This is a genomic window from Rhodococcus sp. 11-3, assembly GCF_023704055.1.
GTDB lineage: Bacteria > Actinomycetota > Actinomycetes > Mycobacteriales > Mycobacteriaceae > Rhodococcus > Rhodococcus aetherivorans.
This window is the reverse complement of sequence record NZ_CP080406.1, coordinates 284,397-299,129: the sequence shown is the minus strand read 5'-3', so window position 1 is coordinate 299,129 and position 14,733 is coordinate 284,397. Positions and strand designations below refer to the sequence as shown.

Genomic DNA, 14,733 nt, shown 5'->3' with positions numbered 1-14,733 from the left:
GTGTCCGAACACGGTGTCCGGCACCATCGTGAACCGGCGTCGCCGCCCCAGCCAGGGTGTGTCGATCCTGGTGTCGGCACCACCACGCTGCGACCGGCCCCGACGCGGTTCGGCCGGCATCCGCGTCACCTTTCGTTGGCGCACAGGCACTTCGGAGGCGCTACGGTTGCGGTCCGTGAGCATCCGACTCGGTTACCAGATCCCGAACTTCACCTATCCCGGACCGGCCACCGGCATCTTCCCCACCGTCGCCGCCCAGGCCCGCGCGGCCGAGAGATCCGGGTTCGACACGGTGTTCGTGATGGACCACTTCTATCCACTGCCCCTGATCGGTTCGCCCGACGAACCGATGCTCGAGGCGTACTCGACGCTCGCGGCGCTCGCGGCGGTGACGACGTCGATCCGGTTGTCGGCGTTGGTCACCGGCAACACGTATCGCAACCCGGCCCTGCTGGCCAAGACGGTCACCACGGTCGATGTGATCAGCGGTGGCCGCGCCGTGCTGGGGCTGGGGGCGGGCTGGTACGAGTTCGAACACCGGGCCTACGGTTTCGAGTTCGGTTCGCTCCGTGAGCGGTTCGAACGCCTGGGGGAATCGCTCGAGATCGTCGTGCCCATGCTGCGGGGCGAACGCCCCTCGGTGGACGGCAGGTGGTACCACACCGAGGACGCCCGGAACGAACCCCGCCTGCGCAACGACCTGCCGGTGCTGATCGGCGGCGGGGGCGAACGACGGACGTTCGCCTTCGCGGCTCGTTGGGCCGACCATCTCAATATCCTGTGCGCCGCACGCGAAATACCGCGCAAGCTGGCGGCCGTCCGGGCGCGATGCGCGGAGCTCGGCCGCGACCCGGCGTCCCTGGACGTCAGTTACCTCGGCTACGTGATGATCGACGAGAACGGCGATCGCGCCCGCGATCTGCACCGGCAGTTCCTGCTCGCCCGGGGAATCGACCTCCGCCGGCTCACGGAGCGCGAATCGGCGGCCGCCACCGATCGGCACTTCGTGGGCACACCGGCGGAGGTGGCCGAGGAGTTCGATCACCGGGTGCTCCGGCACGGCATCGACCGACTGATCGTCAATCTCGTGACGAACGGCCACGAGGAGGGGATCGTCGAACTCACCGGCCGCACCCTCACAGATCTGCTGGCCGGCCGGTGAGCCGGGGAGGAGACGCTACTCGGCGCTGCCGGTGCCCGGCAGCCACTCGCGCATGATGCTCGCGTCGATCACCTGGGCGCCGAGGTCGGGGGTCCAGACGATGATGCCGCCGGTGAAGACGCGGAACTTGCCGCGTTCGTCGGGCAGCATGAGCTCCGGCCCGACCGGGGTGCCCAGGGTGCCGTCGTGCCCGCCGAGCTCGAGGTACTTCTCCTCGATGGGTGAGCCCTGCCCGGTCTCGAAGGGTTCGTCGCCGACCTCGGGGCCGGGTTCGGGCGCGGGGGTGGACGGCGGAACCGTGGCGTCGGCACCCTCCTGGACGGTGAACCAGTCGGAGCGCAGGCCCAGTTTGGCGCGCGCCTCGGCACCGGTGGTCTCGACCGTGCGGTCGGCACCGACGATGCGCACGTGGGTGACGCGGCCGCCGTCGGCGCCGAGGTTGTTGCGGCCGACGATCTCGAAGGCCTGCAGTTCGCCGACGCCGAAGGCCGTGCCGATCTCGCCGGCGGTCATCGTCTGGGCCCACTGCCGGTTGGGGGCGACGGCGTCGCCGAGGTCCTCGACGGACGGGAAGGCGCCGCCGGCGGAGTAACCGCCGGTCGAAGCGGAGAACTCGCTGGCGACGACCTTGCCGTCCTTCATGAGGACGGTGCCGCGGGTCGAGTTCACCGCCTCGTTCGTGCGCGGGTCCTCCTTGGCTGACCCTGCGTACACCTGGCAGTTCTGGCTGTCGCACGTCTGCCACAGCGGCGAGCGGTTCTCCGCCGCGGCGTAGGAGCGGGCGGCGATGGCCTGCGCGCGCAGCGCCTCGGCGCCGCCGGTGTCGGCCCAGCTGGGCAGCGACTCGGCCGGGACGACACTGAGCAGGTAGTCCTCCATCGACAGCCGGTTGACGGTGCGCGGCGCGGAGCCGTCGAGGACGACACCGAGGGAGCCGCGGTAGGGTGCGCTGTTGCCGCAGAGCTTGAGGTGTTCGGCGACGGGCCGGGCCTCGCCCATGTCGACGGGGTCCACCCACGGCAGGTCGGCGCGGCCCTGCCACAGCACCTCGCCGGAACAACCGGCGGTGACGACGACGTCCGCTCCCCCGTCCGCGGTGGGCGTCAGGTGGGCGGCCTCGCCCGGCCCGGTCTGCCGGCCGGCGACGGTCATCCCGGTGTCGGAGTACACGTCGAGGGGCGCGTCGTCCTGCCCGACGAGCCGGACCGCGATCATCGTGTTCTCGGGAAGGGCGCCGAGGGTGGTGCCGCCGTAGTAGTGACCGAGGATCCGGTCGGCGGACCAGCCGTGCTCGGTGGCGTAGCCGTAGGCGCCCCACTGGCCCATGCCGCGACCGTGGCCGTGACCGAAGCCCACGAAGGTGAAGGGGGTGTCGGCGGCCACGGCCTGGGCGACGTCGGGTTCGGCGTGCACGTGCAGCACCCCGCCGATTGCGGCGCCGACCAGCAGCGCGGGGGCGAGGCCGATCGCCGCGGCGCGGGCCGTGGCGGGCCGCCAGCCGTTGCGGAGGGGGCGCCCGACGACGAGACGCCGCCGGCGATGGGTCCGGCGGATGGACTTTCGTGGCATGCGCTGCACTCCCTCGTTCTCGCACCGTGTGCCGCCCGGACGCAGGTCCGCGCGTATCGGACATTCGAGACGGATCCTCAAGCTCAGGTTGAGGCTTAAGGTTGTCTGCGACTAGTGTGGCAAGAGTGACTGAATGAAGCAACAACAGCCACGCCAGTAACACCAGAATCACAAGTTGCACACGATTCTCGGCCGTTCCGCACTTCGGGTCGTCCGGATGACGGAGGATTCGGTTCGATTCGAGCCGGCTCCTCGGCCTCGGCCGAGCGCCGCCCGGACGAGGCCGAGGACCGCCGCGAACACCGACAGGGAGAAGCACCGTGCCGCATCGCCGACCGAAGCCGTCGATCGTCCTGGGTGCCGTCGCCGCCCTGGCCGTCGCCAGCCCATTCGCCGTCTACGGCGTCACGAGCACCACATCGGACGTCCGCTCCACCAACGAGTCCGTCCCCATCGTCGTACCGCCCGAGATCGCCGAGGTCGTCCTCGCCTCGGTGCCCGACATCGTGATCCCGATCCACGAACTCACCGGCCTGAACCTGCCGGACCTGAGCCTGAAGGAACTCGCCGCGGGCCTGCCGGAGATCACCGCGCCCGCCCCGTCGACCACCCCGGCGCCCGCACCCGCAGCCGCCGACGTCGTCGATCGCATCGGCGCCACCGTCAAGCAGCTCACCCGCGACGCCCCGTTCAGCATGATCGCGCTGGCCGCGAAGGACGTTGCCGACACCGACGCACGCATCCGGGCCCAGCGCGACGACGGCAGCTGGGGACCGTGGACGGCCACCGAACCGATCGACACGAGCCGCTCCGACCGGACCCCCGACGAGCGGGCCGGCACCGAACCGATCTACGTCGGTGCCACCAAGGCCGTGCAGGTGCTGCTCACTCCGCGCCCGGCGCCCGAACCGACGCTCGCCGGCGCCGAGATTCCCGCCCCGGCCGCGCCGCCGACCGCACCCGCCCCTGCACCGGCGCCCGCTCCGGCCCAGCCGGAGCTGGGCTATGCGCCGGCGTCGTCGTCACGGCCGTTGCACGCCCAGGAACCCGCGCGGGCCGCCGCCGACGACGTCAGCGCCGTGCTCATCAACCCGGGATCGAGCAGCGCCGACGCCGCGCTCGAGGACATCGCCGGTCCGGTCGGAGGGTCCGGACCGAAGGTGATCACCCGAGCGCAGTGGGGCGCCGACGAGTCCATCCGCTGCCAGGACGCCACCTACGACGACGAGCTCGGCGGTGCCACCGTGCACCACACCGCCGGCAGCAACGACTACTCCAAGGCCGAATCGGCGGAGATCGTGCGGGCCATCTACGCCTACCACGCCCAGACCCTGGGCTGGTGCGACGTCGGCTACAACGTGCTCGTCGACCGCTACGGCCAGATCTTCGAGGGCCGCGCCGGCGGCCTGGACAAGCCCGTGCAGGGCGCGCACGCCGGCGGCTTCAACGAGAACACCGTCGGCATCGCGATGATGGGCGACTTCTCCAACGTCGAACCGCCGAAGGCCACGGTCGACGCGGTGGGCCGCTTCCTCGGCTGGCGGCTCGCCAAGGCCGGTCTCGACCCCAAGGGCGAGACCACCATGTACTCGGAGGGCACGTCGTTCACCCCGTACCCGCAGGGCGCGGCCGTGGACCTGCCGATCATCTTCGCGCACCGCGACGTCGGCAACACCAGCTGCCCCGGCGACTCCGGTTACGCGAAGATGGACGAGATCCGTGACATCGCGGCGGCCACCGCGGCCGGACAGAGCACCACGCCCAGCACCCCGAGCGACGACTCGTCCGACCTCGTCACCGACAGTCCGCGCGCGCAGCTGCCCGACGTCGACGCGGGGGCCCCGGCCACCGGATCGGCGGACCGCCTGCCCGACACCGGCTCGGCCGAGAAGGTCGCGGACCTGGTCGGAGAGCTGATCCGGCTCACCGACAACTCGCCGCTGGCGCAGAAGTGGATCGCCGAGGGCGGCGAGACCGGCCGCCTGGGGACCGCCGTGTCCGGGATCCTGCCCGCCAAGGCGGGCTACGAGCGCGCCGAGTTCGTCAACGGCGCCATCTACACCTCGCCGAACGGCGGCGTGTGGACGGTGCTCGGCGAGATCTACAAGACGTGGCAGCGCAGCGGCCTCGACGCGGGCGAGCTCGGCCTGCCGACCAGCGACGAGTACCGCGTGCCGGACGGCTGGCGTTCGGACTTCGAGTTCGGCTCGCTGATCTTCAACGAACTCACCGGTGCGGTGACGAAGGTGCTGCGCGCCTACAACGACGCGTACGAACAGGCGGCGCCGCAGCCCGCCGGCGCGCCGGCCCCCGCCCCCGAGGCCCCGGCACCGGCACCCGCCCCCGAAGCGCCGGCACCGGCGCCGGTGCCCTAGCCGGCCGCCGGTCCCCTCGCCGGGGCCCTAGCCGGCCGCCGGTCCCCTCGCCGGGGCCCTAGCCGGCCGCCGGTCCCCTCGCCGGGGCCGTCACCGCCACCAACGCTCGAGGATGCGGGCTACCCCGTCCTCGGTGTTGGTGGCGGTGACCTCGTCCGCGGCCGCCTTCGTGTCCGGGTGCGCGTTCTCCATCGCGACCCCGTGGCGCGCCATCGACAACATCGGGATGTCGTTGGGCATGTCCCCGAACGCGACGATCCCGTCGGCCGCCACCCCCAGGTGCTCGGCCATCAGCTGCAGGCCCGACGCCTTCGTCACCCCCGAGGCGGAGATCTCGATCAGGCCGTTGTCCGTGGAATAGGTGACGTCCACCAGGCCGCAGAGCTGCGGGGCCAGCGCTTCGGCCATCTCGTGGCTCGTCGCCGACGCCATCCGGATCAGCAGCTTCACCGCCGGCTCGGCGATCACCTCGTGGTCGGCGAGCTCGGTGTTGTCCGGATTCAGCCACGCATGCTCGTAGCCGGGGGCGCTGACGAACTGCGGCGTCGCGGCGTCGTGGGCGCTCGCCCCGATCCGCTCGGCGGCCAGACCGCAGCCGGGCAGCACGCTGTTGGCGACGTCGGCAACCCAGGCCAGCTCGTCCGCGGAGAGCACGGCGGCGCTCAGGACCCGGTCGGCGGCGCTGTCGTAGAGCACCGCGCCGTTGGCGCACACCGCCATGGGCGCGAAACCGAGTTGCTCGATCACCGGCGGAATCCATCGCGGCGGACGGCCGGTGGCCAGGACGAACGGCGTCCCGGAGGACACCACGGCCTGCACCGCCGCGCGGGTACGGCCCGAGACGCGCTCCTCGTCGTCGATGAGGGTGCCGTCGACGTCGGTGGCAACCAGGCTCGGCAGATCTCGGCTCACTTCGCCATTGTGCCGGTCCGCCGCGACACGGCGCATCCGGACGACCCGGGCGTCACCGCGCCGCGGGCCTCACCGCGACTGTCGTCGTCACCGGTCGGTGCCGGCATCCTTCTGCGCCCGGCGGGCCTTGCGCGCGGCGGTGTCGGCGTCGTCGAGCGCCGTGGCCTCCGCGAGCGTGGGCGCGGTGCCGCCGAGCCGGGCGGGCACCCAGTACGCACCGGCTTCGTGGACGTAGCTGCCCTGCAGTTCCCGCAGCATGCGCTCCATCGTCTCGTGCAGCTCCGCGGTCAGCTCCGACGCCGACGCGTTCGGCGCGATGGGTTCGCCGACGGCGATCGAGATCGGCGTCTTCGTGCGGCCGAGGCGCTTGGGGTGCCCCTTCGTCCACACCCGCTGGGACCCCCACATCACCACGGGGATGATCGGCACGTCCGCCTCCAGCGCCATCCGCGCGGCACCCGTCTTGAAGCCCTTGATCTCGAAGCTGCGGCTGATCGTGGCCTCGGGGAAGACCCCGACCAGCTCGCCCGCACGCAGCGCCGCCACCGCCGCGCGGTAGGAGTCGGCGCCGTCGGCCCGGTCGACGGGGATGTGCTTCATGGCCCGCATCAGGGGACCGGAGATCTTGTGGTCGAAGACCTCCTTCTTCGCCATGAACCGGATGTAGCGCTTGGAGGTGCGGGCGGGCAGGCCCGCGTAGGTGAAGTCCATGTAGCCGACGTGGTTCATGGCGATCACGGCGCCACCGACGGCGGGGATGTTCTCGGCGCCGGTGACGGTGAACTTCAGTCCCTGCGCGGCGAAGACGGTCCGGGCGAGGCCGATGACGGTCCAGTAGAAGGGTTCCACAGTCGGTCAGAGTAGCCGGATCGGCGGCTGCGGGCTCCGCCCGATGTCCGCCGCCCGCCCGATTCGGGATCAATGGCCCGTATCCGGCCCGGGTTCACCGCCTGGGCGCGGCGCCGCACCGGCGTCCCCCTACGCTGGGTGGTACGTCGGTCAGCACGTCAGGAGGCAACGAAGTGCAGATCACCAGCGTCGGACACGCCGGGTTCCACATTCAGACCGCAGCGGGATCGATCCTGTGCGATCCGTGGGTCAACCCCGCGTACTTCGCGTCGTGGTTCCCCTTCCCGGACAACACGCAGTTGGACTGGGACAAGCTCGGCGACGTCGACTACCTGTACGTCTCGCACCTGCACAAGGACCACTTCGACCCGGAGAACCTGAGCAAGCACGTCAACAAGGACGCGACGGTGCTGCTGCCCGACTTCCCGGTCCCGGACCTGCGCCGCGACCTCGAGCAGCTCGGGTTCACGAAGTTCCTCGAGACGACCGATTCCGTCAAGCACACCGTCAGCGGCCCCAAGGGCGACCTCGACGTCATGATCATCGCCCTGCGCGCGCCCGCGGACGGGCCGATCGGCGACTCCGGCCTCGTCGTCTCGGACGGCGAGACCACGGTGTTCAACATGAACGACGCCCGCCCGGTCGAGATGGACTCGATGCTCGAGGCGTTCGGTCGGATCGACGTCCACCTGCTGCAGTACTCGGGCGCGATCTGGTACCCGATGGTCTACGACATCCCCAAGCGCACCAAGGCGAACTTCGGCAAGCAGAAGCGCCAGCGCGGCATGGATCGCTGCCGCAGCTACATCGACCAGGTCGGCGCGACGTGGGTGGTCCCGTCGGCCGGGCCGCCGGTGTTCCTCGATCCGGCGCTGCGCCACCTCAACGACGACCACGGCGACGAGGGCAACATCTTCCCCGACCAGATGGTCTTCCTCGAGCAGATGCGCCTCCACGGCAACGACGGCGGCGTGCTGATGATCCCCGGTTCGGTGCTCGAGGTGCACGGCAGCACGTCGATGACGCTGACCCACCCGATCCCGGACGCCGACGTCGAGCGGATCTTCACCGACAAGGCCGCGTACATCGAGGAGATGGCGCAGCGCCTGGCCCCGGTGCTCGAGGCCGAGAAGGCGACGTGGGCCCCCGCCGAGGGCGAGCCGCTGCTCGGCCCGCTCAAGGCGAAGTTCGAGCCGATCATGGCGCAGTCCGATCTGATCTGCGACGGCATCGGCTACCCCGTCGGCCTGGTGATGGGCGAGGAGACGGTCGTGCTGGACTTCCCCAAGCGGGTCGTCCGCGAACCCATCGAGGGAGAAGGCAAGTACCGCTACGGTTTCCGCATCGCGCCGGAGCTGGTGCGCACGGTCCTGCGCGACGACGAGCCGGACTGGGTGAACACCATCTTCCTGTCCACCCGCTTCGAGGCGTGGCGTGTGGGCGGCTACAACGAATTCCTCTACACGTTCTTCAAGTGCCTCACCGACGAGCGGATCGCCTACGCGGACGGCTGGTTCGCGGAGGCCCACGACGATTCCGCGTCGATCGAGCTGGGCGGGTTCGAGATCCAGCGCCGCTGCCCGCACCTGAAGGCCGACCTGTCGAAGTTCGGTGTCGTCGAGGGCACCAGCCTCACCTGCAACCTGCACGGCTGGCAGTGGGACCTCGTGACCGGCCGCTGCAAGACCTCCCGCGGTCACGAGCTGCGCTCCCGCAAGCTCTGACCCCCCCGTCGCGTGGGTGTGGCCGAATGTCACATGGGTTCAGTTCGATCGAACGCGTGTGACATTCGGCCGCAGCACGTTCGGCAACAGTGCCGGCACGGCGAGCACCAGCGCCCCCAGCGCGACGAGCGCATACGGCCACCACTGCCGCTCGGCGGTCGTCTCCGCCGCCGCCGCGACGTCGCCCGACGACGCCGGGGCCGGCGACTTCGGCAGCGCGGCCGTCGCTTCCCGCACGTTGTCCGAGACTCCCTCGATCACCCCGGTGACCGGGCCGACGCCGTCCACGAGCTGTCCGGTGCCGTCGACGAGCTGCCGGCCGCCGTCGTCGAGGAGCATCAGCCCGTCGCGTAGCTGCCGCGAGCCGTCGGCGGCCTGCACCATGCCGGCGACGAACTGCGCGTCCGGGTCGCTCAATTCGTAGGCGAGCTGCCGCGCGCCGCCGCGCAGCTGCTCGAGCTGCGCGAGCGTCTCCGGGCCGAGCCCCTCGGTGTTCAGCCGTCCGACGAGCCCGTCGAGCCGGGCGGCGGCCTCCTGGGACACCGGGTCGGGCGACTGCCGCAGGGTGCCGGCGACGACGGTCAGCTGCTCGGTCACGCCCGCCTGCATCTCCCCGAAGCCGGTGAGCCGGTCGACGACCTGGTCGACGCCATCGCTGACCTGGTTCGCACCGTCGCCGAGCAGGCCCACCCCGCCCTGGAGCTGACCGAGCCCGTCGGCGAGCTGCTGCCCACCCGCGCTGGCCTGCGCGAGCCCGTCGGCGAGCTGGTGGGCGCCGTCGTCGAGCTGGCGGCTGCCGTCGGTGAGCTGCCCGACCCCACCGCCGAGAAGCGCGAGCGGCAACCCGGCCTGCTGAAGGTTGTTGCGGGTGCCGGAAAGCGGGTCGCCGGTCGCGGCGGGCGGTGCGTCGGCCGGCGTCGCGACGGCGGGCGCGTCGGCGTACGCGAAGGCGGAACCGGTACCGATCAGGCCGAGACCGGCGGCGACGAACAGGGCGGGAACGAGACGAGCACGCATGGCGGAGGACGTTAGTCCGGCGAATTAAGAGGGGACTGAGACGGCGGCAGCCACCGCACCGCCGCGACGGCCAGGCCGAGCAGGGGCACCGCCCACGCGGCGAGCACCGCCGCCAGCGGCAGCCAGACCGTTCCGAGCGCGAAGCCGGCGTAGACCGCCACCGACGCGACCTCGCCGACGAGGCCCGACACCGACGTCACGGTCGCGCGGGCGGTCCCGCTCATCGCGTCCTGCATCCGCGCCTCGGCGACGATCATCGCGTTGTGCAGGGCGCCGTAGCCGATGCCGATCGCCACGAATCCCGCCGCGCCGCCGAGCGCGGCACCCGCCGCCAGCAGCACACCCCCGGCGGCGATCACCGCCCCCATGGCGCGACCGGTCATTGCCGCGGTGCGGCCGGCCGTCGCGGCGCCGAGCACCTGTCCCGCAACGGTGATCGCCACCAGCACCGGCGCCGCGGACGTGCTCGAGCCACCCTCGCGCGCCAGCAACGCGAAGTACTCCTCGAACGCGAGGCACGCCGACAGCAGCGCCGCGAGCAGCACCGCGCGGCGCACCACGGCGCTGCGTCGCGCCTCGCTCGTCCCGGCGTGCAGCACCGCCAGGTAGCGGGTCACGAAAGCGCCTGGAACGGCGCCTGTCTCGTCCGCCGAGGCGTGACGGGGGGCGGCCGGCAGGGTGAGGACGAGCAACCCGTTGCCGATGGTGATCGCCACCGACAACCACCCCACCGTCGCGTAGCCGCCCACCGCGAACAGCGGCGCGGCCGACAGCGTCGCGACGAGGACGCACAGCGTCTCGCCGGCGTTCGCGTAGCCCAGTACCGCCGGATACCGGTGCGCTGCCCCGCGTGCGGACAGTTCGTCGTACACCAGGGCCTCGAACGTCCCGGACTTCAGCGACTCGCTGATCCCCCACGCCACGAAGCCCGCCGCGAACCCCCAGTAGCCCGGGAACAGCAGCCACAGGGCGAAGCCCGCGGTGAACAGGACCGCGCTGAGCAGCAACAGGCCCCGGCGGGACACCGTGTCGGCCCACGCGCCCGACGGCACCTCCGCGACGAACGCCACGACGGACCACAGCACGAAGAGCGACGAGATCTCGCCCGTACCGAGGCCGTGGTCCTCGAACAGCAGGGCGTACAGGCCGTAGAGCGGCACGAGTTCGCGGGTGGCCGCGTACGCCACCACACGAACGGTCAGGGAAGAGGCGGAGCCGGATCAACATCGGTGGCGCATGGCTCCAGGGTGGCACGCGCGGACGGGTTTGTCACCGCGCGATACGGTCGGCGGGTGACCGAACGCCAGCGCACCTACACGTGGGACGACCCCGCCCCGACGTCCGCCGCGAACCGCGACATGCAGGGCCTCGACTTCCTGCGCGGCCTGATCGACGGCTCCATCCCGCACCATCCGACGTCGCGCACGCTCGGCTTCCGGGTGACCGACGCCCGCGAGGGCTGGGTGGAGGTGAGCATGGAACCGCAGGAGTTCCACGCCAACGCGGTGGGCAGCGTGCACGGCGGCGTGATCGCGACGATGTTCGACACCGCGATGGGGTTCAGCGTGTCGAGCACGCTCGAGGCCGGTGTCGGGTACACGACCCTGGACCTGCAGGTGCGGTATCTGCGGCCGGTCCAGGCCGGCAACGGCGTCGTCCGCGTGCACGGCATCTGCGAGTACAGCGGCCGTCGCACCGCCACCGCCCGCGGCGAGGCCCGCGACGAGAACGACCGGTTGCTCGCGACCGCGTCGACCACCTGCCTGATTCTGCGCTGACAACCGTCGCCGGACCCGCACACTGAAGTGCATGAGCGTGGAACGCATCGCACTGGACCGCTTCTTCACCCTGTACGGAGAGGCGCTCGCCGGGTTCGACGCCGAGGCCTCGGCCGCGCTGTGGGGTGAACCGGGCACGATCCTGACGGATTCGTTCGCCGGATCGCTGGCGAACCGGAAGGAGATCACCGAGGCGCTCACGCAGAGCAACGAGACCTACCGGAAGCACGGCCTCGCCGGTGTGGGGCACGAGTTGCTCGACCTCTCCCCGGTCACCGACAAGATCGTGCGGGCCCGGGTGCGCTGGTCGTTCCGCGACGCGAACGACGCCGTGATGGCCACCAGCGACTACGAGTATCTGCTGCGCGACGACCCCGACGGCCTGCACGCGTACGTGGCCGTCGGCTGCGACCCGGGTAGCTGAGGGCGTCGGCCCTCCCGGGCGGGGTGACCGAATGTCACATGCGTTCGATCCGAGCGAACCCATGTGACATTCGGCCGCCACCCCACGCGGCGGAACGCCTCAGGCCGGCGGTTCGAGCACCTCACGCCCGACGAACGGCACGAGCGCCGACGGAACGCGCACGGACCCGTCGGCCTGCTGGTGGTTCTCGAGGATCGCGACGAGCCAGCGGGTGGTGGCGAGCGTGCCGTTGAGGGTGGCGGCGATCTGCGGCTTGCCGTTCTCGTCGCGGTAGCGCACGCCGAGGCGACGAGCCTGGAAGGTGGTGCAGTTCGACGTGGACGTCAGTTCCCGGTAGCGCTCCTGCGTGGGCACCCACGCCTCGCAGTCGAACTTGCGGGCCGCCGACGAGCCGAGGTCACCGCCCGCGACGTCGATGACCCGGTACGGCACCTCGATCGCGGCGAGCATGTCGCGCTCCCACGCGAGCAACCGCTGGTGTTCGGCGGTGGCGTCCTCGGGCTTGCAGTAGACGAACATCTCCACCTTGTCGAACTGGTGGACCCGGATGATGCCGCGGGTGTCCTTGCCGTAGCTGCCGGCCTCGCGGCGGAAGCACGACGACCAGCCCGCGTACCGCTTCGGACCGCCCGACAGGTCGAGGATCTCGCCGGAGTGGTAGCCGGCGAGCGGCACCTCCGACGTGCCGACGAGGTACAGGTCGTCGTCGGCGAGGTGGTAGATCTCGTCGGCGTGGGCGCCGAGAAAGCCGGTGCCCTGCATGATCTCCGGCCGCACGAGCACCGGGGGGATCATCATCTGGAAGCCGTTGGCGACGGCCCGCTGGGCGGCGAGCTGCAGCATGCCGAGCTGCAGCAGCGCGCCGTAACCGGTGAGGAAGTAGAACCGGGCGCCGGAGACCTTCGCGCCGCGCTCCATGTCGATCAGTCCGAGCGATTCGCCGAGGGTCAGATGGTCCTTCGGCTCGAAGTCGAAGGTGGGCAGCTCACCGACGGTCTCGAGGGTGACGAAGTCGTCCTCCCCGCCGGCGGGGGCGCCCTCCTGCACGATGTTGGAGATCGCCAGGTGCGCGCGCCCGAGCGCCTCCTCGGCGGCCTGCTGCTCGGCCTCGAGCTTCTTGACCTTCGCGGCGAGTTCCTTCGCACCGTCGAGCAGCGCGGGCCGTTCCTCCGGGGACGCCTGCCCGACCTTCTTGCCCAGCGCCTTCTGCTCGGCGCGGATGTTGTCGCCGGCCAGCACCGCGGCACGGCGGGCCGCGTCGGCCTCGAGCAGCGCGTCGACGAGACCGGGGTCCTCGCCTCGGGTGCGCTGCGAGGCACGGACGGCGTCGGGGTTCTCGCGGAGGAACTTGAGGTCGATCACGAGGTCACAGCCTACTCGGCGCCGTCTGCGGCCGATTCCGACCTACTGTGCCCACAGTTGCAGGCAGTCCTCGCGTTGGAACATCCTCGCCGAGTCCACGGCGTTCGGATGTCCGGCGTAGGGGTCGGCTCCGGCGTCGGTGAGCACCCGCACGACGTCGATCGCCCCTTTGAACACGGCGCCGGCGATCGGCGACTGCCCGCGGTCGTTGAGCCGGTCGACGTCGGCGCCCCGTTCGATCAGGGTCCGCACCGCGTCGGCGTGACCGTGGTAGGACGCCAGCATCAGCAGGGTGTCGCCCTTCTCGTTGCACAGGTTCACCGGCACCCCGGCGTCGACGTAGGCGGCGAGCGTCTCGACGTGCCCGGCGCGGGCGGCGTCGAACAGGCGCTGCGCGATCTCCTGGACTTCGGGATCGATGGGCTCCGTCATGTGCACCGAAGTTACCCGGGGCGCCGCGCACAGGCATGATGGACGGTGATGGCCGAGGAGAGTGAGCAGCAGTCCGATCGGACGACACCGTCCGCGTCGCGGGTCCGGGGCGCCCCGTCCGCGAAGCTGACCCGTCGCGCCTTGATGCTGGTTGCGGCGGGCGCGGTACTCGCGGCGCTCGTCACCGCGGTGGTGGCGGGATTCGGCGGGTCCGACGACGAGCCCGGCGGTTCGACGAGTGCCGTCGTCACCACCGGCGCCGTGGCCGGCGAGGCCTTCGGCACAGCCGTCGCAGGCGACTGCCTGACCTGGACGGAGATCGATGCGAGCGACCTCGCGAAGGTGGACTGCGCCGAGTCGCACCTGTTCGAGGTGGTGAAGGACATCGACCTGAGCGTCTACCCGGGCGCCGAGTGGGGTCCCGGGTCGCGCTTCCCGTCGGTGCTGCGTTTCACCGAACTGCGCGACGAACTGTGCGCACCTGCCGCGATGAACTACCTCGACGGCCGGTTCGACCCGCACGGCAAGTTCAGCGTGGGCCTGATCAACCCCGGTGAGGCGGGCTGGGCGGCCGGTGAGCGGACGCTGCGCTGCGGCCTGCAGTTCTCCTCCACCACGGGCAACCTGCTGCCGATCAAGGGCACGGTCGCCGACCAGGACCAGTCCAAGGTCTGGGACGTGGGCACGTGCATCGGCATCAACAACGGGGTGCCGGCGGACCCGGTGGACTGCGCCCAGCCGCACGCCTTCGAGGTGATCTCCGTGGTGGACCTGTCCGGCCAGTTCCCCGGCGGTCTGCCGAGTGTCGAGGACCAGGACAAGTACCTCGAGGGGACGTGCACCGAGAACGCCAACGCCTACCTGGGCAGCCCCGACGCGCTGCGCAACAAGACCCTCACACTGTTCTGGGACAACCTGGACTTCGACAGTTGGCTGGCGGGCAGCCGCAAGGTCAACTGTTCGGTGGGCAAGCAGGTCGAGGGCGGCGGATTCGCGTCGGTCACCGGCACGGCCGCGGGCGACATCCTCATCGACGGCCAGCCGCCGGTGCCGCCGCCCGCCGCGCCCGAGGGCCGCTCGCTGCCGACCCCGCTGCCGGGGGCGGCGCCCGTTCCGGGCGCCTGAGGTG

Annotated in this window: 13 protein-coding genes; 6 read left to right on the top strand and 7 right to left on the bottom strand. The window is 71.3% G+C overall.

Annotated elements, in window-relative coordinates; genetic code table 11:
- Positions 1-175 precede the first annotated feature (175 nt).
- Positions 176-1,162, top strand: a complete 987-nt coding sequence (locus KZJ41_RS01380) for an LLM class F420-dependent oxidoreductase (protein ID WP_029547015.1) — start codon at positions 176-178, stop codon at positions 1,160-1,162.
- A 15-nt stretch (positions 1,163-1,177) separates the two neighbouring features.
- On the opposite strand, the gene KZJ41_RS01375 is transcribed toward KZJ41_RS01380, so the two are convergent.
- Positions 1,178-2,731, bottom strand: a complete 1,554-nt coding sequence (locus KZJ41_RS01375) for a SpoIID/LytB domain-containing protein (RefSeq protein WP_043801815.1) — start codon at positions 2,729-2,731, stop codon at positions 1,178-1,180.
- A gap of 320 nt (positions 2,732-3,051) precedes the next feature.
- Here KZJ41_RS01375 and KZJ41_RS01370 point away from each other — a divergent pair, with 320 nt between their 5' ends.
- Positions 3,052-5,106 carry an N-acetylmuramoyl-L-alanine amidase gene (locus KZJ41_RS01370; RefSeq protein ID WP_065923200.1) on the top strand — a complete coding sequence of 685 codons (2,055 nt, stop codon included), beginning with the start codon at positions 3,052-3,054 and terminating at the stop codon, positions 5,104-5,106.
- A 90-nt stretch (positions 5,107-5,196) separates the two neighbouring features.
- Here the strand turns inward: KZJ41_RS01370 and KZJ41_RS01365 are convergent, their stop codons facing one another.
- Together KZJ41_RS01365 and KZJ41_RS01360 are read right to left on the bottom strand one after the other, a co-directional pair.
- Positions 5,197-6,018 carry a Cof-type HAD-IIB family hydrolase gene (locus tag KZJ41_RS01365; RefSeq protein WP_065923571.1) on the bottom strand — a complete coding sequence of 274 codons (822 nt, stop codon included), beginning with the start codon at positions 6,016-6,018 and terminating at the stop codon, positions 5,197-5,199.
- Between the two features lie 87 nt (positions 6,019-6,105).
- A complete protein-coding gene (locus KZJ41_RS01360; RefSeq protein WP_251550036.1) occupies positions 6,106-6,867 on the bottom strand; it encodes a 1-acyl-sn-glycerol-3-phosphate acyltransferase in 762 nt (253 codons plus the stop codon).
- A 173-nt stretch (positions 6,868-7,040) separates the two neighbouring features.
- On the opposite strand from KZJ41_RS01360, the gene KZJ41_RS01355 reads away from it, so the two are divergent.
- Positions 7,041-8,591: an MBL fold metallo-hydrolase gene (locus KZJ41_RS01355; RefSeq protein ID WP_006944523.1), complete on the top strand. Its 1,551-nt coding sequence runs from the start codon at positions 7,041-7,043 to the stop codon at positions 8,589-8,591.
- A gap of 39 nt (positions 8,592-8,630) precedes the next feature.
- Here the strand turns inward: KZJ41_RS01355 and KZJ41_RS01350 are convergent, their stop codons facing one another.
- Complete coding sequence (locus tag KZJ41_RS01350; protein ID WP_065923201.1) at positions 8,631-9,608, bottom strand: hypothetical protein; 978 nt, start codon at positions 9,606-9,608, stop codon at positions 8,631-8,633.
- Positions 9,609-9,619: 11 nt separating this feature from the next.
- Positions 9,620-10,798 (bottom strand): MFS transporter, encoded by a 1,179-nt coding sequence (locus KZJ41_RS01345; protein ID WP_029547010.1) that lies wholly within the window; start codon positions 10,796-10,798, stop codon positions 9,620-9,622.
- Positions 10,799-10,966: 168 nt separating this feature from the next.
- Here KZJ41_RS01345 and KZJ41_RS01340 point away from each other — a divergent pair, with 168 nt between their 5' ends.
- Positions 10,967-11,386, top strand: a complete 420-nt coding sequence (locus KZJ41_RS01340; RefSeq protein ID WP_202917463.1) for a PaaI family thioesterase — start codon at positions 10,967-10,969, stop codon at positions 11,384-11,386.
- A 31-nt stretch (positions 11,387-11,417) separates the two neighbouring features.
- Positions 11,418-11,810 carry a hypothetical protein gene (locus KZJ41_RS01335; RefSeq protein WP_006944530.1) on the top strand — a complete coding sequence of 131 codons (393 nt, stop codon included), beginning with the start codon at positions 11,418-11,420 and terminating at the stop codon, positions 11,808-11,810.
- Positions 11,811-11,909: 99 nt separating this feature from the next.
- Here the strand turns inward: KZJ41_RS01335 and serS are convergent, their stop codons facing one another.
- The gene (serS, locus tag KZJ41_RS01330) at positions 11,910-13,172 is read right to left on the bottom strand and encodes a serine--tRNA ligase (RefSeq protein ID WP_029546990.1); all 1,263 of its coding nucleotides are present in this window, start codon (positions 13,170-13,172) and stop codon (positions 11,910-11,912) included.
- Between the two features lie 42 nt (positions 13,173-13,214).
- Complete coding sequence (locus KZJ41_RS01325; protein ID WP_043798768.1) at positions 13,215-13,604, bottom strand: ankyrin repeat domain-containing protein; 390 nt, start codon at positions 13,602-13,604, stop codon at positions 13,215-13,217.
- Positions 13,605-13,652: 48 nt separating this feature from the next.
- Between KZJ41_RS01325 and KZJ41_RS01320 the strand changes: the two genes are divergently transcribed.
- The gene (locus tag KZJ41_RS01320; RefSeq protein ID WP_006944536.1) at positions 13,653-14,729 is read left to right on the top strand and encodes a septum formation family protein; all 1,077 of its coding nucleotides are present in this window, start codon (positions 13,653-13,655) and stop codon (positions 14,727-14,729) included.
- The last annotated feature ends 4 nt before the right edge of the window (positions 14,730-14,733 follow it).

What these genes read in the sequence shown, in the direction of transcription:
- KZJ41_RS01375 (WP_043801815.1), bottom strand. Translation starts at nt 2,731, where the DNA reads ATGCCACGAAAGTCCATCCGCCGGACCCATCGCCGGCGGCGTCTCGTC.
- KZJ41_RS01350 (WP_065923201.1), bottom strand. Translation starts at nt 9,608, where the DNA reads ATGCGTGCTCGTCTCGTTCCCGCCCTGTTCGTCGCCGCCGGTCTCGGC.
- KZJ41_RS01340 (WP_202917463.1), top strand. Translation starts at nt 10,967, where the DNA reads ATGCAGGGCCTCGACTTCCTGCGCGGCCTGATCGACGGCTCCATCCCG.
- KZJ41_RS01335 (WP_006944530.1), top strand. Translation starts at nt 11,418, where the DNA reads ATGAGCGTGGAACGCATCGCACTGGACCGCTTCTTCACCCTGTACGGA.
- KZJ41_RS01325 (WP_043798768.1), bottom strand. Translation starts at nt 13,604, where the DNA reads ATGACGGAGCCCATCGATCCCGAAGTCCAGGAGATCGCGCAGCGCCTG.
- KZJ41_RS01320 (WP_006944536.1), top strand. Translation starts at nt 13,653, where the DNA reads ATGGCCGAGGAGAGTGAGCAGCAGTCCGATCGGACGACACCGTCCGCG.